Annotated in this window: 19 protein-coding genes; 7 read left to right on the top strand and 12 right to left on the bottom strand. The window is 69.7% G+C overall.

From position 1 onward, the window contains the following. The 11 genes from GRF61_RS04545 to GRF61_RS04495 form a co-directional block, all read right to left on the bottom strand. Nucleotides 1-1,491, bottom strand: a complete 1,491-nt coding sequence (locus GRF61_RS04545; protein ID WP_169149524.1) for a serine/threonine-protein kinase — start codon at nt 1,489-1,491, stop codon at nt 1-3. Nucleotides 1,492-1,527: 36 nt separating this feature from the next. Beyond that, complete coding sequence (locus tag GRF61_RS04540) at nt 1,528-2,400, bottom strand: DUF3365 domain-containing protein (RefSeq protein WP_133594836.1); 873 nt, start codon at nt 2,398-2,400, stop codon at nt 1,528-1,530. A 42-nt stretch (nt 2,401-2,442) separates the two neighbouring features. Next, nucleotides 2,443-3,318 carry a FecR domain-containing protein gene (locus GRF61_RS04535; protein WP_169149523.1) on the bottom strand — a complete coding sequence of 292 codons (876 nt, stop codon included), beginning with the start codon at nt 3,316-3,318 and terminating at the stop codon, nt 2,443-2,445. 128 nt (nt 3,319-3,446) lie between these two features. Beyond that, entirely contained in the window at nt 3,447-4,847 is a 1,401-nt protein-coding gene (locus GRF61_RS04530; RefSeq protein WP_169149522.1) for a GTPase/DUF3482 domain-containing protein, read from the bottom strand. Between the two features lie 78 nt (nt 4,848-4,925). Continuing rightward, on the bottom strand, nt 4,926-6,344 hold the full coding sequence (locus GRF61_RS04525) for a DUF2868 domain-containing protein (RefSeq protein ID WP_169149521.1): 1,419 nt from the start codon (nt 6,342-6,344) through the stop codon (nt 4,926-4,928). Between the two features lie 42 nt (nt 6,345-6,386). Then, a complete protein-coding gene (locus GRF61_RS04520) occupies nt 6,387-7,520 on the bottom strand; it encodes a GTP-binding protein (RefSeq protein WP_169149520.1) in 1,134 nt (377 codons plus the stop codon). Next, nucleotides 7,510-7,938, bottom strand: coding sequence for an RNA polymerase-binding protein DksA (gene dksA / locus GRF61_RS04515; RefSeq protein ID WP_133594840.1), 429 nt, complete (start codon nt 7,936-7,938; stop codon nt 7,510-7,512). The genes GRF61_RS04520 and dksA overlap by 11 nt, the downstream gene beginning before the upstream one ends. Nucleotides 7,939-8,214: 276 nt before the next feature. After that, nucleotides 8,215-8,700 (bottom strand): bacterioferritin, encoded by a 486-nt coding sequence (gene bfr, locus GRF61_RS04510; protein ID WP_169149519.1) that lies wholly within the window; start codon nt 8,698-8,700, stop codon nt 8,215-8,217. A 116-nt stretch (nt 8,701-8,816) separates the two neighbouring features. After that, nucleotides 8,817-10,211 carry an AdeC/AdeK/OprM family multidrug efflux complex outer membrane factor gene (adeC, locus tag GRF61_RS04505; protein WP_169149518.1) on the bottom strand — a complete coding sequence of 465 codons (1,395 nt, stop codon included), beginning with the start codon at nt 10,209-10,211 and terminating at the stop codon, nt 8,817-8,819. Between the two features lies 1 nt (nt 10,212). Next, nucleotides 10,213-13,377 carry an efflux RND transporter permease subunit gene (locus GRF61_RS04500; RefSeq protein ID WP_169149517.1) on the bottom strand — a complete coding sequence of 1,055 codons (3,165 nt, stop codon included), beginning with the start codon at nt 13,375-13,377 and terminating at the stop codon, nt 10,213-10,215. 11 nt (nt 13,378-13,388) lie between these two features. Beyond that, nucleotides 13,389-14,582 carry an efflux RND transporter periplasmic adaptor subunit gene (locus tag GRF61_RS04495; protein WP_169149516.1) on the bottom strand — a complete coding sequence of 398 codons (1,194 nt, stop codon included), beginning with the start codon at nt 14,580-14,582 and terminating at the stop codon, nt 13,389-13,391. A gap of 190 nt (nt 14,583-14,772) precedes the next feature. Here GRF61_RS04495 and GRF61_RS04490 point away from each other — a divergent pair, with 190 nt between their 5' ends. Together GRF61_RS04490 and GRF61_RS04485 are read left to right on the top strand one after the other, a co-directional pair. Continuing rightward, nucleotides 14,773-15,384: a TetR/AcrR family transcriptional regulator gene (locus tag GRF61_RS04490; RefSeq protein WP_169149515.1), complete on the top strand. Its 612-nt coding sequence runs from the start codon at nt 14,773-14,775 to the stop codon at nt 15,382-15,384. A gap of 49 nt (nt 15,385-15,433) precedes the next feature. Then, nucleotides 15,434-16,714, top strand: a complete 1,281-nt coding sequence (locus GRF61_RS04485; RefSeq protein ID WP_169149514.1) for an FAD-dependent oxidoreductase — start codon at nt 15,434-15,436, stop codon at nt 16,712-16,714. A 101-nt stretch (nt 16,715-16,815) separates the two neighbouring features. On the opposite strand, the gene GRF61_RS04480 is transcribed toward GRF61_RS04485, so the two are convergent. Further along, nucleotides 16,816-17,811, bottom strand: a complete 996-nt coding sequence (locus tag GRF61_RS04480; protein WP_169149513.1) for a helix-turn-helix domain-containing protein — start codon at nt 17,809-17,811, stop codon at nt 16,816-16,818. A 215-nt stretch (nt 17,812-18,026) separates the two neighbouring features. Between GRF61_RS04480 and GRF61_RS04475 the strand changes: the two genes are divergently transcribed. The 5 genes from GRF61_RS04475 (at nt 18,027) to GRF61_RS04455 (ending at nt 22,765) form a co-directional block, all read left to right on the top strand. After that, entirely contained in the window at nt 18,027-19,265 is a 1,239-nt protein-coding gene (locus tag GRF61_RS04475; RefSeq protein WP_169149512.1) for an amino acid ABC transporter substrate-binding protein, read from the top strand. Between the two features lie 114 nt (nt 19,266-19,379). Next, nucleotides 19,380-20,255, top strand: coding sequence for a branched-chain amino acid ABC transporter permease (locus GRF61_RS04470; RefSeq protein ID WP_133594849.1), 876 nt, complete (start codon nt 19,380-19,382; stop codon nt 20,253-20,255). A gap of 8 nt (nt 20,256-20,263) precedes the next feature. Then, entirely contained in the window at nt 20,264-21,238 is a 975-nt protein-coding gene (locus tag GRF61_RS04465; RefSeq protein WP_211165742.1) for a branched-chain amino acid ABC transporter permease, read from the top strand. Continuing rightward, entirely contained in the window at nt 21,235-22,047 is an 813-nt protein-coding gene (locus tag GRF61_RS04460; RefSeq protein ID WP_169149511.1) for an ATP-binding cassette domain-containing protein, read from the top strand. Before GRF61_RS04465 ends, GRF61_RS04460 begins: the two co-directional genes overlap by 4 nt. After that, the gene (locus GRF61_RS04455) at nt 22,040-22,765 is read left to right on the top strand and encodes an ABC transporter ATP-binding protein (protein WP_169149510.1); all 726 of its coding nucleotides are present in this window, start codon (nt 22,040-22,042) and stop codon (nt 22,763-22,765) included. Before GRF61_RS04460 ends, GRF61_RS04455 begins: the two co-directional genes overlap by 8 nt. The last annotated feature ends 18 nt before the right edge of the window (nt 22,766-22,783 follow it).

The raw sequence follows: 22,783 nt of genomic DNA, 5'->3' as shown, positions 1-22,783 counted from the left end.
TCAGCCCAGCCCGCCGACCTCGGCGAGGAAGCGGCGGCGTGCATCCGCATCATCGATGTGTTCGGCCAGCGCCCGGTACAAGTCCGCCGGCCCGGCCGCGGTGGCGGCGGCCTTCTTCGCCAGCACCGGCGCAATCGGCCCGAGGTGGCGCGCCAGCGCCCGGCCGGCCTTCTCCACATCGGCAGGTGCCAATGGCACCGTCGGTACCGGCGTCGCCTGGGTGGCCTCGCGGACCATGCTGCGGCCCAGGCCGCCGGAGGTGATGCCGGTGCTGCCGGGAGCCTGGCCGCCGGTGCGCATCCCCAGCTTGGTCAGGCCATCGCGCAGGCCGCGACGGGCTTCCTCGGTGTCCAGCTTGCCTTCGAGCTGGGCGTAGAGCTCGCCCAGGTCATGGGCGGTGCTGGCCGCACGGCGCACGATCACACCCGCCAGCGGGCCGATATAGGCGGCCAGCTGGCGCTCCACCGTTTTCAGCGTGTTTTCCTGCCATTGGGTGGCCTGGGTGCGCGGCGGCGACTGGCCGCCCAGCCCGGGCGACACGCCAGAGGCGCCGGTCGCCAGCCCGCCGGCGGCGAGGCCGGCCTGGTAGGCGGCAAGGTTGGCCCGCACCGCCTCGGCGGTCAGCACAACGGTTTCCTCCGACACCGCCAGCGCCGGCGGCGCGCTGTAGGCGCGAGCGTAGGCCTCGCGCAGCGCCTCGCCGAAGGCGGCGGCATCCGGATAGCGCTCGTCCGGCCGCTTGGCGAGGGCACGATCGATGATGAGGTCGAACGCCGCCGGCAAGCCGGGAGCGTGGATGGAGGGCGGGCGGTGCGGCTCGTGGCAGACCTGGTAGGCCATCGCCTCCATCGCGCCGTTGAAGGGCCGCTTGCCGGCCAGCAGTTCGTAGAACACCACGCCGGCGGAGAACAGGTCGGCCCGGTGATCCACCGCCAGGCCGAGGAACTGCTCCGGCGCCATCGCGTTCGGCGTACCCACGATGGAGCCGACCTGGGTGATCTGCGCGGTGTCGATGCGGGCGATGCCGAAGTCAGTGATCTTGAGCTTGCCTTCCTGGGTGATCAGCAGGTTGGCGGCCTTGATGTCGCGGTGGATCACGCCGCGCTGGTGCACATAGTCCAGCGCCTCCAGCAGCTGCAGCATGATGCTTACGACGTCGGCCACCGGCAGGCGCTCACCGATGCCGAGATACTGGCCCAAGCCGCAGCCATCGACGAACTCCATCGCGATGTAAGCGACGTCTGCATCCTCGCCAAAGTCGTAGATAGCGACGATGGCCGGATGGTTGAGCCGGCCGGCGGCGCGCGCCTCGTTGTGGAAGCGCTCCACCATGGCGGCGCCACCGCCGCCGTCGATGAGCTCGCGGCGTATGGTCTTGAGCGCGACCACCCGGTCGATGACCGGATCGCGGGCGCGATACACCGTGCCCATGCCGCCCCGGCCCAGCACGCCCTGGATTTCGTACTTGCCCAGCCTGTGCATCTCAGCCATGTCGGCGGCTCCGGGGAAGGTCCTGCGTCACCGCCCTCAGCTCTCCAGCATCTTCAGCGCATGCACCAGGCTCTTGCGCATGCGGGAGAAGGATTCCGCCAGGGTGGCGATCTCGTCGCGGCCTTTCACGCTGAACTCCTCCGCCTCCATGTCACCCAGGCTGACACGGTCGGCCAGGCGCGCCAGGCGGTTCACCGGCCGGACGACCAGGGTGACCAGCAGCACGTTGAGCAGCACGAAGATGAAGGCGACCAGTACCACCAGCAGCGTCATGAACACGCGGAAGGTCTGCTCGGCGCGCTGGATGGGCACCGCCATCGGCACCGACACCACCTGGGCGCCGACGATTTCGTTGGGCTGCCAGCCGAAGCCGTTGGCGCTGCCGTAGCGGGCGATCATGGACGGCGGCGCCGCGTCCGGCACGCTGTGGCAGCGCAGACAGGCGCCATCCTTGATCTGGATGGGGCGGGCGAGGAAGAGCGCGCGGCCGGCCGGGGTGTCGCGCTCGCCGGAGATCTCGGTCTGGCCGGCGACGTTGCGGAAGCTCTGCACGATGTCCGCCTCCCAGTCCGCCGCGCGGTTGCGCGGGTTGGTCGGGTTCAGCGTGGCTTCCTTGTAGGTGTAGTCCGGGTAGTGCTTGCGCAGCTCGCCGAAGTACTCGGCGGCGGCGTAGGCGGCCACCGACTGCGGCAGGAACTCGTAGTTGAGCTGGGTCTGCAGCAGCGGCGACACCTGGCTGTTGGTGTAGCCGCGCGCCGCCAGCGCGCCCTGCATCATGATGCTGGCGTGCTGCAGCACCTCTTCCCGCGCGTTGCGTTGCAGCAGCTCATGGGAAACGTAGCCGGCGCCGCCCAGGCCGACGAGGCACACCAGCAGCAGCACGAGATTGAATTTGACGAGCAGTTTCATGGTGGCTCAGTTCTCTGGTCGGGGGGCGAAGACCGCAGTGCCTCAATGGCCTGACGGCGCTGCAGGCGCCGGCCGCGGTCGGTATTTTTCCGGGAAAACCACCCTGTCCCATTCGGGATGGGCTTTCATGCTCGCCGCCAGCTCGCGCCGAAAACCGGCGTCCGCCAGCCGCGGGGTGAAGCGGGTCACCAGGCCGCCGCGCCAGAAGCGCGGGCCCTGCAACCAGGGCGCCACGTCGGCATAGGCCACCTCGGCGCCGCCCTCGGGCGCGTTGCCATCGCCGAAGCGGCTGCGCAGCGCGGGGAAGGGGTCGCGGAAGGGTCGTGGCAGCGCGGCGACGAAATCCTCCGTCGGTCGGTTCTGCAGGTTGAGCTTGCGCTGGGCCGACACCGCCGCCGACTGGCCACGCTTCAGCGTGGACGCCGCACCGGTGCTGCGGCCATCCGAGTTCAGCAAGGTGCTGCTCGCCTCGCCGAACTCGGCGAAGGCAGTGCTGCCTTCCGCGGTGACGCGGGCGATCACGTTGGCGCTGCGCCAGTTCGCGCGCTGCCAGGGTGTATCCAGCTGCCATGCCGCCTTGCCGCCTTCGGACTTCAGCCAGCCGGTGAGCAGGGCCAGCTCGCCCGGCTTGTCGCCGGCCTTGTCGGCATCCGGCGGCAGTGCCTTCAGCATCAGGCGCGACTCGCCGCCGAGCGCGACCCGGCTACCATCGGCGAACTCCAGGATGGCGAAGCCACCGCTGCCGGTTTCCAGCAGATCCGTCGCCTCCAGCGCGAGGCCGGCGGTGGCGGGATAAACCCGGGTGTCGTGCACCACCCGCGCACCGCCGTTCACGAAGGTGAGCACCCCGGGCGACTGGGCCAGCGCCGCGGCGGACGGCAGCAAGGCAAGAGCGACGAGGCGGAGCAACTGGCGCATGGGAGGGGCGGGGGAGCGGACAAAAAGAAACGCGGCTTGCCAAGGAAATCCCGGCAAGCCAGCGGTTTAACCCGATGATAGTAGGTTGAGCGCCGAAAGGCTGTCAAACCTTGGTTGCGCGTGTGGAATTACACGCTGGCGCCATTGCCGGCGCCGCTTTCCGCCTCCTCCTGCAGCAGCCCGGCCAGTTCGGCGGCGGCCGCGGAGCGCTCGCTGCCACCGTCGGCGCCGTCCCATTCGGGATGGGCGCGGGCGCGGCGCAGCGGCGCCGGCAGCCGGCCTTCGCGCCAGCGCGCGGCGGCAGCCTGCGGCGCATCCACCCGTATCGGCGCTACCGCGGCATGGCCGCGCCCGGCCAGTGCGGTCAGCAGGCTGAGCTGGCGCAGGGCGACCAGCCGCAGGATGGCGTCGTCCACCGTGAGTTCGCGATGGCCGCGCAGCCGGGCCGCCAGGCGGTCGCCGTAGTGGCCCACCGTCTGCCACATGCCGCCGGCCAGCGCGCCGAGGCCGGCGGCCAGGCCCAGCGTGGTGCCGCCGGCGAGCAGGTCTATGCCGGCGCCGGCGGCGGCACCGGCCGCGGCGCCGCCGCCCATGCGCAGGCCCATGCGGCGCAGGGTTTCGGGGTGGAAGAGGTCGTCGCGCCAGCGGCCGGCGGCCAGCGGCAGGCTTTCCGCCCGGGCGTCGCCAGGGCGGAAGCGGTAGAGCGCCAGCAGGGCGTCTACACAGCCTTGCTCGGCGGCGCGCACGGAGTCGCGTAGCGCCTCGACCGCAGCAAGCAGCGCCGCATCCGAGGTGTCTGCCACCCGGTGCCGGCGCGCCGCCAGCCGCAGCAGCAGGTCGGCAACCAGGCGGCGGGCCGCCTGCGCGCGGGCCCCGGCTTCGCGCGCACGGGCGGCGATCAGCGTGGACAGGCCGGCCTTGTGGGCATGGACCAGGGTGGCCAGCGCATCGAACAGGTGGCGCTCGCCATCCAGCTCCGGCGCCACCGTGTCGAAATCCACCGTGGCATGCAGGCCGATGCGGGCCAGCGCCGCCCGCCACTCATCCTGGCGCGCAGCGGGCGCGGCGACGAAGTTGAGCACCGGCAGCAGCGGCCGGCCGCAGGCGGCGAGGATCTCCAGTTCGTCGCGGTGCTTGGCCAGCACCGGATCGCGGGCGTCGATGACGTACAGGCCGGCATCGCTCGCCAGCAGCTGGCGCAGCACCTTGGCTTCCTGCTCGAAGCGCGCGCCCGCCTCGGCGGTAGCGAGGAAGCGGGCCAGGCGCGCCGGGCCGTCCAGGCGCTCACCAGCGCTGGTGAGTCCGTCGAGGAGTTCCAGCAGGGCGATGGCGTCCTCCATGCCCGGGGTATCGAACAGCTCGACCACCGGCTCGCCATCGGCCAGCAGGCGCACGCCCTCGACATGGCGGGTGGTGCCCGGCCGGTCCGCCACCTCGCCGAAGCCGGCGTCGCGCGCCAGCGTGCGCAGCAGGGAAGTCTTGCCGGTGTTGGTGTGGCCAACTACCGCCAGGATCATGGGCGCGGGCACGCCAGCCTCTCCGCTGTGCGTCGTCCCCGCCGTGGCGGGCAAAAACCGGCCGCAACATGCGGCAAATGGATGCAGGCCCTAGTCATGCACTTCTCCCTTCAACCAGGCGAGTGCGGCTTCGCCATTCGCGCTGAGCACATTGCGGTCGAAGCCATGCTCCGCCAACGCCGCCTCCCAGGCGCTCCGGCGCGACGGCCGCACAGCGTCCGCGCCCTCCTCCCGCATCCAGATCCGCGTTTCCACCGCCAGCGCGGACAACTCGGCGAGCAGCGCCAGACTGCCGCGGTCCGGCGTCAGGCGGGCATCCACCACCGCCAGCAGGCGCGAGGGCGGATGCTGCCTGCAGCGCTGCAGGCAGGCGCGGCGCTGCTCGCGGCCATCGATGCGCTCGGCTTCCAGCTGCGGCCAGCCGGACGGCGGCCAGGCCAAATCCTCGCCCAGCTCGATGCCGACGGCGAGCGCATGTTCGCCCTGCAGGGGATGCGACCGCACGCCAGCGCGTCCGGCCAAGGCGGGAGCAGGGTCGCGCACGCCCAGGCGCTCGGCCTCCGGCAACAAGCGGGTACGCAGGCGGGCGTAGCCCGGCAGGTTGAGATCCAGCCGCAGCCTGGCACGCGCCCGCGCCCACAGGCCGGCGCAGACGGCAAGCAGCAGCAGGCGCGGCAACAGGCCATAGACCAGCAGGCAGCCCAGCAGCCAGGACGACCACGCACGGCGGCCAGCCTCTCCGCTACCCGCTGCCTCGCCGCTGGCCACCACCGTGGCCGCGTCCGGTACGTTGAAGCCCAGCGCCGCCGGCAGCCGTCCCAGCAGGTCGACGAAGGTGACGAAGGCATCCGCCGGCAGGATGGTGGTTTCCCAGGCGAAGCCGTAGCGGCGGGTGGCCAGCAGGGCGAGCAGCGCCAGCGCGGCAGCGGCCAGCGCCAACGCCCACAGCGCATGGGTGAGCATGCCCAGGCCCCAGCGCACCAGGCTGCCGCCACCGGACAGGCCGGTCAGCGCCGCCAGTTGCGCGCCCGCTGCCGGCCGCCGCTCCAGCCAGCCGATCAGATGCAGCCAGGCCCGCCCCAGCAGGCCGCCGGCAGGCGCGGCCACCGGCACCGCCATCGCCACCAGCCACAGCGCCAGGCTGAGCATGTGCACGCCCAGCAGACCGGCCAGCGCCCAGACGATGTTCACACTGCGGCTGCCGTCGCCGAGCACGCCCCAGGCCATGCCGCTGCCGGCGAGCAGCGCGAGGAGCGCCGCCAGCCCGCTGGCGAGGCGGGCGCGGGCCAGCCACTGCCGCGGCGCCGACGCCCAGCCTTCGCGCTCGGCCAGGATCTTGGCGCGGGCCTGGATGCGAGCTTCCAGCCCGGCCGGGGCCTGCCGCGCCTCGCTCAGCGCGGCGCTGTCTTCCAGCGGGCCGCTGGCCTCCTCATGGCGGCGGACGATCTCCGCCAGCCAGCGGCTCTCCAGCGGAGGCGGAATGGTGCGGGATGGGGAAGGCGGCGTCATCGGCAATCCGCGCCCACGGTCGGCGGACGCGCGGGGGCTGGATCAGGCCGGAACCGGATCGGCAGGTATGCCGGCGATGCCGAAGAAGATGCTCTCCAGCTCGCTGCGCGGCAGGTCGCGGACGATGAAGACCAGCCGGCTGCGCCTGTCGTCGTAGGGCGGCTCGTCCGGCCAGGCGGGCAGGCTGGAGGGCGGGTAGGCGACGTGCTGCACGCACTGCACCACGCGCGGCAGCGGGTCGCCAGCGATGTTCATCAGCCCCTTCACCCGCAGGATGCGGTCGCCATAGGCCTGCAGGATCAGGCCCAGCGCGTCGGAGAAGCCGAACCAGGACAGCGGCGCGCTGAAGGTGAAGACGTAGCTGCGCACATTCTCGTCGTGGCGCGCCAGCGGAGCGGCCGGCGCCGGCCCAGGCGCGCTGCCCGGCTTGCGCCAGCTCAGCGGCGGATTGAGCCGCGCCGCCCTCGCCTCCTGGATACGCGCCTTCTCCTCGCCCAGCCAGGCCGCCACTTCGGCGCTCTTGGCGGAGACGTCGTAGAGGCCGCAGCCGAACATCGTGGCGGCAGCGACTTCGCCACCCTGGACGCGGATCTGCTCGGCGGAGGGGTTCAGTTCGCCCAGTTTCTGCGCCAGCGCCTCGAGGTCGCCGGCCGCGGCCAGGTCGCACTTGGTCAGCAGCAGGCGGTCGGCCATGGCCGCCTGGCGCACCGCCTCGCGGTGATCGCCGAGCTGCCCCAGGCCGTGGGTGGCATCGACTGCGGTGATGACGCCATCGCAGCGGTAGCGCTCGGCGATGAAGGGCTCATCCATCAGCGTGGACACCACCGGCGCCGGATCGGCCAGGCCGGTGGTTTCGATCAGGATGCGGCTGAGGGGAGGCAGTTCCTTGCGCAGCGCACGCATGAAGAGATCCTTCAGCGCACGCACCAGATCGCCCTGGACACTGCAGCAGATGCAACCGGAGTCGAGCACGACCAAAGTGTCGTCCACCTTGTTGACCAGGTGGTGGTCGACCGCGACTTCGCCGAACTCGTTGATCAGCACCGCCGCACCCGCCATTTCCGGCAGGCGCAGCAGGTGATTCAGCAGGGTGGTCTTACCGGCACCCAGGAAACCGGTCAGGATGGTGACCGGGATGCGCCGATCGGCCGGCGCAACGGCGGCCTCAGCCGCCATGCATCTTCTTCAGCTTCTCGCGCCGTTCCTGCGCTTCCAGGCTGAGTGTGGCGGTGGGGCGGGCCAGCAGGCGGCCGATGCCGATGGGCTCGCCGGTTTCCTCGCACCAGCCGTAGCTGCCGTCGTCGATGCGGCCCAGGGCCTCTTCGATCTTGCGCAGCAGCTTGCGCTCGCGGTCGCGCACGCGCAGTTCCAGCGTGTGCTCTTCCTCGACGCTGGCGCGGTCGGCCGGGTCGGGGGTGGCGACGTTTTCCTGCAGGTGGGTGGTGGTGGCGTGGGCGGCTTCCAGCAGGGCGTTCATTTCCTGCTGTAGCCGATGACGGAAGAAAGCCAGCTGACGGGGCGACATGTAGTCGGACTCCGGGGCCTTGAGCAGTTCGGCCTCGGACGGCAGCGGCGGGGAAATCGTATCGTTCATGTCAGCATTCCTCGTGGAACTGGGTTCGATGTGCGCGAAGCGCCCTTCTATCCGGGCGATCTTATATCACCGCCTGCGCCCTAGGGACAGCCTTACGGTATGTGCAGCGCAGCGTGTGCGGCGGCAGGCTTGCAGCGATCGTGCCATGGGCACGATGCGGGCCGGACGGGGGCCGTGGAGCGGCCGGCATCGCGGCTGCCGCCGGCCGCCCGGGCGGGCCGGCGGCGGGGTGAAACGCCGCGCCGCAACAGGAACGGCGGGAAAGCGGAGGCCGCCTCAGGCTCCGGGGGTACCCGTCTTCATCTGCGATTGCAGGTAGTTGGGCAGGCCGACCATGCCGATGAGGCGCAGCTGCTGTTCCAACCAGTGGGCGTGGTCTTCCTCGGTATCGGCCAGCATCTTCAGCAGGATGTCGCGGGTGACGTAGTCCTGCTCGGTTTCACAAAGCGCCATGACCTCGCGCAGGTTCTTCACCACCGAATATTCAACCGCGAGGTCCTTGGTGAAGATGTCCGGCAGATCCTTGCCGACAGTGATCTTGGAAGGCGTCATCTTGGGCGTGCCTTCCAGGAACAGAATGCGGGAGATCAGGTCAGCCGCGTGCTGGGTCTCGTCCTCCATTTCGTGGAGGATGCGCTCGGCGGCGTGGTGCAGGCCCCATTCGGCCAGCATGCGGCCGTGGATGAAGTATTGATCGCGAGCCGCGAGCTCGTCGACCAGCAGCGAGTTCAGGGCGGCGATGACCTTGGCGTTTCCCTTCATGGCGGGGGCTCCAAAAGAGAGATTGGGAGGAAACGAAAAAAGATTCGGGGGCGTCGGTACATCGTCTGTCGTACCGAACGCCCCCGTATTCTAGCCCCTTAGCGGGTCCGCAGAGGCTACTGCCAGCCGCCGCCGAAGACCTTGTACAAGGTCACTGTGTTGCTCGCCTGCGCGGCGCGGGCGGCGATCAGCTCCAGCTGGGAGGCATAGAGGGTGCGCTGCGCGTCCAGCACGCTGAGGTAGCTGTCCACCCCGCTGCGGTAGCGGATGTCGGCGAGCTTGAGGCTTTCGGACGAGGCCACGGCTTGCTCGCCGCGGGCGTCCAGGCGCTCTCCCAGGGTCTCGCGCTCGGCCAGCACATCCGCCACTTCGCGGAAGGCGCTCTGCACCGCGCGCTCGTACTGGGCGATGGCGATGTCGCGGTCGGCCTCGGCCACCTCGACGTTGGCGCTGCGACGCCCCATGTCGAAGATGGGCAGGTTGATCTGCGGCATGAAGCTCCAGGTGCCCGAGCCGGACTCGAACAGCCCGCCCAGCGACGCGCTGGCGGTACCGGCGCTGCCGGTGAGCGTGATGCTGGGGAAGTAGGCGGCCCGCGCCGCGCCGATGTTGGCGTTGGCGGCGCGCAGCGAACGCTCGGACTGGAGGATGTCCGGGCGCTGCTGCAGCAGTTCGGAGGACAGCCCCGCCGGCAGCTCCGCCATGCGGGTGACCTCCAGGCTCAGCTGCTCCGGCAGCAGCGCGGCGGGCACCTCGGCGCCGACGATGAGCCGCAGCGCGTTCTGATCCTGCGCCACCTGCGCCGAGTAGGTGGCGACATCCGCCCGGGCGCTCTCCAGCGAGGAGCGCGCCTGCAGCGCGTCCTGCGAGGACGACACCCCGGCCTCGAAGCTGCGGCGGGTCAGGTCGTAGGAAGACTTGCGGCTCTCCAGCGTCTCCCGCGCCAGCTTCAGGCGCTCACGGTCGGCAGCCAGGGCGAACCAGGCGTTGGCGACCTCGGCGACCAGACTGATGCGGGCACTGCGCTGGGCTTCCTCGGTGGCGAGGTAGTTCTCCAGCGCGGCGTCGCGCAGGCTGCGGACACGGCCGAAGAAGTCCAGCTCGTAGGCGCTGAAGCCGACGCCCACGCTGTACTGGCGGGAGATCGCCGGCTCGCCGGTGGCGGTCAGATCGCCGGGCAGGCGCTGGGAGGTGCCGCTGCCGGTGATGCCGATGGTGGGGAACAGATCGGCGCGCTGGATCTGGTACTGGGCGCGGGCACGCTCGATGTTGAGCGCGGACACGCGCAGGTCGCGGTTGTTCTCCAACGCCAGGCCCACCAGCTGGCGCAGGCGCTCGTCGGCGAAGAAGTCGCGCCAGGCCACTTGGTCCAGCGTGGCCGCGCCCTGCGCGCCGGGCTGGCCCAGCGTGGCCGGCACCGGCGCCTGCGGACGCTGGTAGTCAGGAGCGAGGCTGACGCAACCGCCCAGCAACAGGGCGGACAGCGCCAGCGAGAGGCTGTGTTTCGTCATATCAGTTGCCCTCCTGCGGGGCGGCAGCGTGCGCAGTCGTCTCCTGCGGCTTCTTGTCCTTGAAGACGCGCTTGATGACGACGTAGAACAGCGGGATGAAGAAGATGCCCAGTACGGTGGCGGCGATGGTACCGCCCAGCACGCCGGTACCGATGGCGTTCTGGCTGCCGGAGCCGGCGCCGGTGCTGATCGCCAGCGGCAGCACGCCAAGGCCGAAGGCCAGCGAGGTCATCAGGATGGGGCGCAGACGCATGCGCACCGCCTCCAGCGTGGCCTCGATCAGCTCCTTGCCCTCCCGCTCCATCTGCTCCTTGGCGAACTCCACGATCAGGATCGCGTTCTTCGCCGACAGGCCGATGGTGGCCAGCAGGCCGACCTGGAAGTAGACGTCGTTGGACAGCCCGCGGCCAGTGGCGGCCACGATGGCGCCCAGCACGCCCAGCGGCACCACCAGCATGACCGCGAACGGCACCGACCAGCTCTCATACAGCGCAGCCAGGCAGAGGAAGACCACGATCAGCGACAGCGCGTACAGGGCCGGCGCCTGCGAACCGGAGCGGCGTTCCTCGTAGGAGGTGCCGGTCCATTCGTAGCCTATGCCCGGCGGCAGCTTGGCGATGTGCTCCTCCATGGCCGCCATCGCATCGCCGGAGGAAACGCCCGGCGCGCCCTGGCCCAGGATCTCCACCGCCGGCTGGCCGTTGTAGCGCTCCAGCCGCGGCGAACCGAAAGCCCAATGGCCAGTGGCGAAGGCGGACATCGGCACCATCTCGCCGGCGCTGTTGCGCACGTACCACTTCTCCAGGTCCTCCGGCCGCATGCGGCCACCGGCGTCGGATTGCAGGTACACCTTCTTGATGCGGCCGCGGTCGATGAAGTCGTTCACATACACGCCGCCCCAGGCAGTGGACAGCGTGGCGTTGATGTCCGCCACCGTCACGCCCAGCGCACCCGCCTTGGCATGGTCGATGTTGAGCACATACTCCTGCATGTCTTCCTGGCCGTTCGGACGCACCGCCACCAGCCGCGGGTCCTGCCCGGCCATGCCGAGCAACTGGTTGCGGGCGGCGATAAGGGCATCATGGCCAAGGCCGGAGCGGTCCTGCAGCTGCAGGTCGAAGCCGTTGGAGGTGCCCAGTTCCAGCACCGCCGGCGGCACGAAGGCGAACACCATGGCTTCCTTGATCTGCGCGAACGCCGCCATGGCCCGCCCTGCCACCGCCTTGACGGTGCCCTGCGCGCCCTTGCGCTCGTCCCAGTCGCGCAGGTGGATGAAGCCGATGGCCATGTTCTGGCCGCTGCCGGCGAAGCTGAAACCGGCGACGGTGAAGATGGACTTGGCATAGTCCTTCTGGTCTTCCAGGAAATGCTTCTCCACCTTCTCCAGCACCGCCAGGGTGCGTTCCTGGGTGGCGCCGGCCGGCAGCGTCACCTGGGTGAACATCACGCCCTGGTCTTCTTCCGGCAGGAAGGAGGTGGGCATGCGGTGGAACAGGAAGGCCAGCACGCCGAGGATGACCACGTAGATCAGCAGGAAGCGGCCGGTGCGACGGACGATGCGGCCCACCGCGGATTCGTAGCGCTGGGTGTTGCGCTCGAACATGCGGTTGAACCAGCCGAAGAAGCTGGAGAACCAGCCGCTCTCGGCCGCATGGTGGCCCTTCTCCACCGGCTTCAGCATGGTGGCGCAAAGCGCCGGGGTGAACACGATGGCCACCAGCACCGACAGCGCCATCGCCGAGACGATGGTGATGGAGAACTGGCGGTAAATCACGCCGGTGGAGCCGCCGAAGAAGGCCATCGGCACGAACACGGCGGACAGCACCAGGCCGATGCCGACCAGCGCGCCGGTGATCTGGCCCATGGACTTGCGGGTAGCCTCCTTGGGCGGCAGGCCCTCCTCGGTCATGATCCGTTCGACGTTCTCCACCACCACGATGGCGTCATCCACCAGCAGGCCGATGGCGAGCACGATGCCGAACATGGTCAGTGTGTTGATGGAGAAGCCAAACGCAGCCATCAGGCCGAAGGTGCCCAGCAACACCACCGGCACCGCGATGGTCGGGATCAGCGTGGCGCGGATGTTCTGCAGGAACAGGAACATCACCAGGAAGACGAGGACGATGGCTTCGATCAGCGTCTTCACCACTTCCTCGATCGACAGCCGGACGAAGGGGGTGGTGTCGTACGGCGTCACGATCTCCACCCCTTCCGGGAAGTAGTGCGACATGCCATCGATGGCCTCGCGCACCGCCTTGGCGGTATCCAGCGCGTTGGCGCCGGCGGCCAGCTTGATGCCGATACCGGCGGCCGGCTGGCCGTTGTAACGGGCGGTGAAGCCGTAGTTCTCGGCGCCGATCTCCACCCGGGCGACGTCGCGCAGACGCACCTCGCCACCCTGCGCCGAGCTGCGCAGCAGGATGTTCTCGAACTGCTCCACCGTCTGCAGGCGGCTTTGCGCGGTGATGGAGGCGGTAAAGCCCTGGCCCGGCAGCGCCGGCGTGCCGCCGAGCTGGCCGGCGGAAACCTGGGCGTTCTGGCTCTGCAGCGCGCTCTGCACGTCCGACGGCATCAGCTTGAAGTTGTTGAGCTTGGACGGGTCCAGCCAGATGCGCATGGAGTACTGGGAGCCGAACACCTGCACCTCGCCCACGCCGGTGACCCGCGACAGCGGATCCTGCACGGTGGAAGAGAGGAAGTCGGAGAGGTCGTTCGCGCTCTGGCTGCCATCCTTGGAGACGAAGCCCAGCACCAGCAGGAAGTTGCGGGTGGATTTCGCCACCTGCACGCCCTGCTGCTGCACCGCCTGCGGCAACAGCGGCAGTGCCGTCTGCAGCTTGTTCTGCACCTGCACCTGGGCAATGTCGGGATTCACGTCGGCATTGAAGGTCAGGGTCACGGTGACGCGGCCGTAGGAGTCCGAGGTAGAACCCATGTACAGCAGGCCATCCAGGCCGGTCATCTTCTGCTCGATGACCTGGGTGACGGAGTCCTCAACCGCCTTGGCGGTCGCGCCCGGGTAGGTGGCGTTGATGGCGATCTGCGGCGGCGCGATCGCGGGGTACTGGGACACCGGCAGCGCGAGAATCGAGAGCGCACCGGCAAGCATGATGACGATGGCGACCACCCACGCGAAGATGGGCCGGTCTATGAAGAAACGGGCCATGGATCAGCTCCTTACTTCGCCGCCGGGGCAGCGGCAGGCGCGGCAGCCGGAGCAGCCGCCACATCCTGCGGCTGGACCGGCGCGCCCGGGCGGACCTTCTGCAGGCCTTCGACGATGACGCGTTCGCCTGCCTTCAGGCCTTCGCTGATCACCCACTGTTCGGATAGCGCACGCTCGGCCTTCACCGGGCGGGCTTCCACCTTGTTCTCGGCATTCACCACCATCACCAGGGCACCGCCCTTGGCATCGCGGCTCAAGGCCGCGTGCGGCACCAGGATGGCGTCGCCGCGCACACCCTGCTCGATGCGCGCCCGCACGTACATGCCCGGCAGCAGCTCGCTCTTGGCGTTGGGGAACACCGCGCGCAGCACCACGCTGCCGGTACCTTCATCCACCGACACTTCGGAGAAGGCCAGCTTGCCCGGCGCGGCGTACTCGCTGCCGTCCTCCAGCACCAGCTTCACCGGCACCGACTGATCGGAATTGCGCTTCAGGTTGCCGGACTCGAACTGGCGGCGCAGGTTCAGCATCTCGGTACTGGACTGGGTGACGTCCACATAGATGGGATCGAGCTGGCGCACGACGGCCAGCGCGGTTTCCTGATTGGCGGTGACCAACGCCCCGGCGGTAACGGCGGAGCGCCCGATGCGGCCGCTGACCGGCGCCGTGACCCGGGTGAAGTCGAGGTTGATGCGGGCAGCGTCCATCGACGCGCGGGACGAAGCCACGTCCGCCTCCGCCTGCTTCAATGCGGCGATGGCGTCGTCGTTGGCCTGGCGGCTCACCGCGTTCACCTTCACCAGGTCGGCGTAACGCTCGGCCATCAGCTTGGCGGAATAGACATTCGCCTCGGCACGCGCCAGCGCCGCCTTGGCGCTGTCATAGGCGGCCTGGTAGGTGGCGGGGTCGATCTGGTAGAGCAGCTCGCCCGCCTTCACCTCGCCACCTTCGTTGAAGGCGCGCTTCTTGATGATTCCGGTGACCTGCGGCCGCACTTCGGCGATCAGGTAAGGATTGGTGCGACCCGGCAGCTCGGTGACCAGCGGCACCGACTGCGACTGCACGGTGATGACGCCGACCGGCGTCGCCTGCGGGGCGGCTCCCTGCTGCCCTTGCTGCTGGCCACCACCACACGCCGCAAGAAGGAATGCCCCTGCAAGCGCGGCCGCCAGAGGTTGGTAGAGCCGCTTCCTGTTGATCTGCATCGAAAACCTCTTCGGTTGGGGTCGGGTCAGCCATGGGTCGCACCACCACTTCGGCCATACTCGCGACGGGGAAATAGAATGACTGTTCTAGATTGAACGCTCATTCTATGTTAAGGTTTGTTGCATCGCAAGAAGCATACGCCCGCCCTTACCCGATTTAACGCAGCACGGCTGCGGCCAGGAGATTCCCATGTCAGCGGATTCCGCTACACCCGCAGACCAGCCACGGGCCGAAGCGCGCCGAGCGCAGATACTCGCCGCAGCCTCGGACTGTTTCCACGCCCACGGATTCCACGGCTCCAGCATTTCGCAGATCTCGAAAGCCGCGGGCATGAGCGCCGGCCATATCTACCACTACTTCGAGAACAAGGAAGCGATCATCGCCGCCATCGTCGAGCAGGACATCGAGCGCCTGCAGGAGATGACCGACGACATGCGCGCCGCCGAGAATCCACTCGAAGCAATGATGGAGAGCATAGACGCCGCGGTGGCCGAGCACATGCAGCCGGACCATGCGCCGCTCAAGCTGGAAATCGTCGCCGAAGCCGGCCGCAACCCCCACATCGCCGCCGCGGTGCACGCCGCCGACGCCAAGATCATGGGCGCCTTCGAGGAAACCATAGGCCTGATCCGCCGGGCCGGCGGCCACCAGGACGACAGCCGCGAGATCCGCGGCCGCACCGAGATCATCTCCGCCCTGTTCGAGGGCCTCATCGCCCGCAGCATCCGCAATCCGGCTATCGATAAAGAAACCACACTGCGCATTTTCCGGCAGATCGTCCGCGACCTCTTGCAGCGATAATGCGGGCAGCCGGGGACGCCGTCCCCCTTCGCGGAAAACTAGACCAATCATGCATTTCGACATCGTGATCGTCGGCGGCGGTGCCGGCGGACTGGAACTTGCGGCCCAGCTGGGGCGCAAGCTGGGCGCCCGACAGGGGCGCGAGCGCATCCTGCTGGTGGATCGCTCGGTATTCCACATCTGGAAGCCGACGTTGCACGAGGTGGCTGCCGGCACGCTGGACGCCCACCAGGAAGGGCTCTCCTACACCGTGCTGGCGCGGCGCAACCACTTCAGCTTCGCCCTCGGCGATGTCACCTCGCTGGACACCACCCGCCGCCTCGTCACCCTGGCGGAGATCCGCGACGACCACGGCAAGACGCTGGTGCCCGAGCGCACGGTGAGCTTCACCCGCGCTGTGCTGGCGCTGGGCAGCGGCTCCAACTCCTTCGGCACGCCCGGCGCCGACAATGCCTACGTGCTGGAGCAGGCGAGCGACGCCCAGCGCTTCCACAACAGCCTGCTGAGCGCCTTCGCCCGCGCCTCCTTCTCTGCCACCAAGGCGCTGGGCATCGCCATCGTCGGCGGCGGCGCCACCGGCGTGGAGCTGTCCGCCGAGCTGATCGAGGCTCACAGCGAACTGCTGGAAAGCCTGGGCAACGAGCAGCGCTTCCGCCTCGACATCACCCTGGTCGAAGCCGGCCCGCGCATCCTCGGCGGCCTGCCGGAAAAGATCTCCGCCCAGGCGCGCGTCGCCCTGGAGCGCAAGAATGTGCGGGTGCTCACGAATACCAAGGTCACCGAGGTGCGGCCGGATGCGCTGGTGATCAACAGCGGCGAGATCCAGGCCGACATGATCGTCTGGGCCGCCGGCATCAAGGCCGCGGACAACAACCGCAACTTCGGCCTCGAAACCAACCGCATCAACCAGTTCGTGGTGAATGACAAGCTGGAGACTTCCGCCAGCGGCGTCTATGCGCTGGGCGACTGCGCCGCCTGTCGTTGGCACGGCGACCAGTTCGTGCCCGCGCGCGCCCAGGCGGCCCACCAGCAGGCCGACTACCTGGGCAAGGTGCTGCTGGCCGCGCTGCGGGAGAAGGTGTACGACGCGCCCTTCGTCTATCGCGACTTCGGCTCGCTGGTGTCGCTGGGCGAGAACAAGGGCATCGGCAACCTGATGGGCGGCCTGGCCGGGCGCAACTTCTTCGTCGAAGGCCTGATCGCCAAGTGGATGTACATGTCGCTGCACCTGAACCACCACCGCGCCATCCTCGGCACCGGCAAGACGGCGGTGCTGGCGCTGGCGCGGCTGCTGCAGCAGCGCGTTTCCGGCCGGCTCAAACTGCACTGAGTTTGCCCTGAGCGCGCCACCCCGCCGCTGAGGCAACACGGAGCCGGCCAAGCCGGCTCCGCCAAACGCCCGCCTGCGCCACCTTCCCGCTCCCCGATGACCTATTGCCGATAGGGCTGCGCCGCCGCCCCGGCCTCCATCGCCCCTTCCAGCCCGGCGTCCCGGTAATGGCTGGGCGGCACGCCGTAGCATTCGCGGAAGGCGCGGCTGAAGTGGGTCGGGCTGTTGAAGCCCCAGGCCAGCGCGATGGCGGTGATGGATTCGCCGCGCAGCGCCGGGTTGTCCAGGTCCGCCCGGCAGCGCGCCAGGCGCTGGCGCCAGATGTAGTCGCTGATCGTCATCCCCTCGTCGCGGAACACCATGTGCACGCTGCGCTTGCTGCAGCCGCAGGCGGTGGCGATGCGCTCTATCGACAGGCCGGGATCGCGCAGATTGGCTGCCACATGGCGCTTGATGCGGTCGCGCAGGCCCTCGGCCAGCGCCAGGTCGCCGGCGCGGCCGCTGCCCTCCAGCAGCGCCAGCCGCATCAGCGCGGCGATGGAATCCGCCACCCCGCGGCCGCCGTCGCCGCCGCAGTTGGGCAACTCCTGGAAGGTGGCGTCGATGAGCTGGCAGGCCAGGCGGCCGACGCCGCGGGTCGCCGAGTAGCGCCGCACCATCAGCGGCGCCGGGTCGAACTCGCCGGTGGCGATGCACTCCCGCGGCAACAGCAGCACCACCTGCTCCACCGCCTTGTCGTTGCTCACCGAGTAGGCGCGCATGGTGTCGTAGATGCTCCACTCGCCGGGCGAGAGCTGCACCCGGCGGCCGTCCTGCTCGAAGGTGGCGCTGCCGCGCACCTGGATCACCATCTTGTAATAGCCGCGGTCGTCCAGGCGGATGAGCTGGGGCGTGCGCATGACGCGGTGGCGGCTGGCGGCCAGCCGGCACAGGCGCAGATCGCCCAGGTCGCCGTACTCCAGGTGGCCGCGGAAGCTCTCGTCACCCTCGGTGGTGGAGCGCAGGCGGCCCAGCAGCTGCCACACCATCTCGCCCCACAGGGCCAGCCTTTCCTCCCGGGGCACCGGGTCGGTGGACGCGATCGCGAGCGTGGCCATGTCTGTCTCCTCCGTCGGCAGCTTTTGAATTTATTGCGTTTTTCGTATCACGATAGCAGACAAGCCCGGCGCGGGGCATCGTGCGCCGCAGCGCTGCGCGCTGGAGCAAGCCGGCTGCGCTGTGGGGCAAGCCGGCGGCGGCGGCGCTGCCTAAGCTCCTTCCCAGGCTCCGCTCATCGCGGCGACCGACAGAACAAAGAGGAAGGAGACGAACGATGAACACCCGACGCAGTTTTCTGCGGCGGAGCGCGCTGCTGACCGCTTCCGCCGCCAGCCTGGCCTTCGCCACGCTCGCCGCCGGCCCCGCCGCCGCCCAGGCCGGCCCGGACAAGATCCGCATCGGCTGGGCGGTGGCCAAGACCGGCCCCAACGCGCCCGGCGTCGCCACCACCGTGCTGCCCAACTACAAGCTGTGGGTGGAAGAGATCAACGCCGCCGGCGGCATCCAGCTGAAATCCGGCAAGCGGGTGCCGGTGGAGGTGGTGGAGTACGACGACCGCTCCAGCTCGGAAGAGGCGGTGCGCGCCATCGAGCGGCTGGTCACCCAGGACAAGGTGGATTTCATCCTCCCGCCCTGGGGCACCGGCACCAACCTCGCCGTCGGCCCCACCTTCCACAAGCACGGCTACCCGCTGCTGGCCGCCACCGCGGTCACCGACCGCGCGCCCGACCTGGTCAAGCGCTGGCCCAACGCCTTCTTCTTCCTCGGCACCGGCCACGGCTACGGCGAGGCGCTGGTGAGCTACCTGGAGCAGGAGCGCAAGGCGGGCAAGATCGGCACCAAGGTGGCGATGATGAGCGTGGCCGACGGCTTCGGCGTGGACCTGGGCGGTGCCGCGCGCAAGGTGGTGGCCAAGCACGGTTTCGAGCTGGTGTATGACAAGACCTACCCGGTCGGCACCCAGGATCTGTCGCCGATGCTGAACGAGATCAAGGCGCTGGCGCCGGACGTGTTCATCGCCTTCTCCTACCCGCCGGACACGCTGGGCATCACCGACCAGGCCAAGGTCATCGGCTTCAATCCCAAGGTGTTCTATACCGGCGTCGGCACCCAGTTCCCGCTGTACAAGAACAAGTTCGGCGCCAACGTGGATGGCGTCATGAGCCTGGGCGGCATCGATGCCGACGACCCGGCGGTGCAGGCCTACTTCCGCCGCCACAAGGAAGTGACCGGCCAGGAGCCGGACCGCTTCGCCAGCCCCATCGTCTGGGTCAGCCTGCAGATGCTGCAGCAGGCCATAGAGCGGGTGGGCGTGGACCGGGCGGCGGTGAGCAAGGAGCTGGCCGGCGGCACCTTCGACACCATCCTCGGCCAGGTCAAGCTGGTGGACCGCCAGTGGCCCAAGCTGTGGTGGGTGGGGCAATGGCAGGACGGCGAGTTCCGCGGCATCGCCCCCACCGATCGCGCCGGCGCCCGTCCGGCGGTGATCCCGAAGCCGGCCTGGAAGCCCTGATCCTCACCTGAGGCGGCGCAGCTCCCAGCGCGCGGCCGGGCACCACTCCGCGGGCCGCGCGCCCGCGGCGGCCGGCGCGCGCGCCACCTCCCCCCGCATCCGGAAATCCCCGCCATGTTGATCGTCGATGTCCTGCTCGCCGGCTTCACCCTCGGCGGCATGTATGCCCTCATCGCGATGGGGCTGACGCTGCAGTACGGCGTCGCCCGCATCATGAATCTCTCCTACGGCGAAGTGCTGGTGATGTCCGCCTTCGGCACCTGGTTCGCCGTCACCCGGCTGGACTGGAACCCGGTGGCGGTGCTGCTCGCCAGCCTGCCGCTGGGCTATCTCGCCAGCTGGCTCATCTACCGCGTGCTGATGATGCCGCTGGTGCGTCGCAGCGGCGCCGGCCCGGCGCTGGAGGTGGACAGCATCCTCGCCACCTTCGGCCTGCTCTTCCTGCTGCAGGGCGTGCTGCTGCTCGCCTTCGGCGGCAACTACTACAGCTACTCCTACCTGTCGCAACCGGTGGACATCCTCGGCAGCCAGGTGGCCGCCAACCGGCTGGTGGTGCTGGGCTTCGCCGCCGCCATCGGCCTCGGCCTCTACCTGCTGCTCACCCGCAGCCGCCTCGGCACCGCGGTGCGCGCGGTGGCGGTGGCGCCGCGCTTCGCCCCGCTGGTGGGCATAGACGTGTGGCGGCTGTCGGCCATCGCCTTCGGCATCGGCGGCGCGCTGGTGGCCGGCGGCGGCACCCTGCTCAGCATGTTCCTGCCCTTCAGCGCCACCATGGGCGTGGTGTTCGCGATGAAGGCGCTGGTGGTGGTGATCATGGGCGGCGTCGGCAACCTGCTCGGCTGCCTGGTGGCCGGGCTGATGCTGGGCTTCGCCGAAACCCTGGTCGCCCGCTTCGTCGACCCCGGCCTCACGCTGGCGGTCAATTTCGCCCTCTTCCTGCTGGTGCTGCTGCTGCGGCCGGCCGGCCTGTTCGGGAGGGTCGCACGGTGAGATCGACCATGAACGCATTGCCTTCCCCCGCCGCCGCCGGCAACCCCGCCGGCGCCGGCCGGCTCGCGCTGCAGGCGCTGATGGTGGCCGGGCTCGCCCTGCTCGCCGCGCTGCCCTGGCTGGGCGCGGACGACTACCTGATCGCGGTGGGCATCAACATCCTGCAGTACGGCGTGCTCGCCACCGCCTGGGCGCTGTTCTCCGGGCCGACGCGCTATGTGTCGCTCGCCACCGTCGCCTTCTTCGGCATCGGCGCCTACACCGCCGCGGTGGTCGGCGAGACGCTGCCGTGGCCGGCGGTGCTGGCGGTGGCGCTGGGCATCAGCGTGGTGCTGGCGCTGGTCGTCGGCCTGGCGACGCTGCGGCTGTCCGGCGTGCATTTCGTCATCTTCACCTTCGGCCTCGCCGAGCTGGTGCACCAGCTGGTGAACTGGTACGAGGTGAACGTGACCCGCACCCTGGGCCGCTACCTCTTCGTCGACATCACCCAGGTGCAGATCTACTGGCAGTTGCTGGCGCTGCTGGTGGGGGTGCTGGCCACCGGCTGGGCGATACGCCGCTCGCGGCTGGGGCTGGCGCTGCAGGTGATAGGCGACGACGAAGTGGTGGCGCGCCATGTGGGCATAGACACCACCCGCGCCAAGCTGCTGCTGTTCGCCATCAGCGCCGGCTTCATCGGCCTCGCCGGGGCGGTGATGGCGCCGCGCTGGACCTACATCGACCCGGCCATCGCCTTCAACCCGGTGATCTCCTTCCAGGTGCTGATCATGGCCCTGCTGGGCGGCGCCAACCGGCTGTTCGGGCCGCTGCTGGGCGTGCTGCCGGTGGCCATCCTGTTCGAACTGCTGTCCGGCAGCTTCCCCAACCACTTCATGATCCTGCTCGGGCTGGTGTTCATGGCCATCGTCTATTTCATTCCCAACGGCCTGTTCGGGCTGCTGCAGCGGCGCCGGCACCGCGCCGGCAAGGAGGGCAGCAAGTGAGCGCACCCCTGTTGAAAGTGGCGGGCCTGACCAAGGCCTTCGGCGGCCTGGTGGCGGTGGACAAGCTGAGCTTCGAGGTGGCGCCCGGCGAAGTCATCGGCCTGGTCGGCCCCAACGGCTCCGGCAAGACCACCGCGATGAACCTGATCTCCGGCGCGCTGCGCGCCGACCGCGGCAGCATCCGCCTGGGCGAGGCCGAGCTGGTCGGCCTGCGGCCGGACCGCATCGTGCGCCACGGCGTCGCCCGCACCTTCCAGCTGGTGCGGGTGCTGGGCTCGCTGAGCTGCGCCGACAACGTCGCCGCCGGCCTCGCCTTCCACCCCGGCGGCGCCTTCGGCGCGGGTGCGCGGGAGCGCATCCACGCCCTGCTCGCCCGCGTCGGCCTGGGCGGGCGCGAAGAACTGCCGGCCGGCGAGCTGACCTATATCGACCAGAAGCGGCTGGAGCTGGCCCGCGCGCTGGCGCTGTCGCCGCGCCTGCTGCTGCTGGACGAATGGCTGGCCGGCCTCAACCCCACCGAGCTGCGCGAAGGCATCGCCCTGATCCGCAGCCTGCGCGACGAGGGCCTGACCATGATCCTGGTGGAACACGTGATGGAGGCGGTGCACGCCCTGTGCAACCGCTGCGTGGTGATGAACGCCGGCGTGCTGCTGGCCGACGGCCCCACCGCCGAGGTGCTGCGCAACCCGGAAGTGGTGCGCGCCTACCTGGGCGAGGATGTGGAGACGGACGACCTGCCGCCGCCCCGTCTGCCCACCGGCGAAGCCGCCACCCAGCTGAATCTCGGCGCGGGAGGCCAGCATGCTTGAGATCGCCGGCCTTTCCGTGCGCTACGGCAAACACCTGGCGCTGGACGACGTCGCCCTGACGGTGGAGCGCGGCGAAATCGTCGTCATGCTGGGCGCCAACGGCGCCGGCAAATCCTCGCTGCTGAAGGCGGTGGGCGGCATGGTGAAGCGCGAACCGGGCGCCTCCATCCGCCTCGCCGGCACCGAACTTGCCGGGCTGCCAGCGCACCGCATCGTCGGCGCCGGCCTCGCCCTGGTGCCCGAGGGCCGCGGCGTGTTCGGCGAACTGACGGTGCGGGAAAACCTGGCGCTGGGCGCTTTCCCCCACCGCGGCCGCGCCGCCGAGGCGGACAACTTCGAGCGCGTGCAGAACCTCTTCCCCCGCCTGCGCGAACGCCTGGACCAGGCGGTGCGCACCATGAGCGGCGGCGAGCAGCAGATGGTGGCGGTGGGCCGGGCGCTGATGTCCGCCCCGGCCATCCTGCTGCTGGACGAACCCTCGCTGGGCCTGTCGCCGCTGATGTGCAAGGAGCTGTTCCAGGCCCTGGCGCGCATCCGCGACGACGGCACCGGCGTGCTGCTGGTGGAGCAGAACGCGCGCCAGAGCCTGGCGATAGGCGACCGCGGCTACTTGCTGGAAGGCGGCCGCATCGTCGGCAGCGGCAGCGCCGCCGCGCTCAGTGCCGACCCGGCGGTGCGCGCCGCCTACCTGGGCGTGGCCCACGGCGAGGCGGCATGAGGCCGGTGCGCACAAGCG

This window comes from Azoarcus sp. TTM-91 (genome assembly GCF_012911025.1).
Taxonomy (GTDB): Bacteria; Pseudomonadota; Gammaproteobacteria; order Burkholderiales; family Rhodocyclaceae; genus Azoarcus.
The sequence above is the reverse complement of the archived record's forward strand: the minus strand, read 5'-3'. Positions and strand labels throughout refer to the sequence as shown.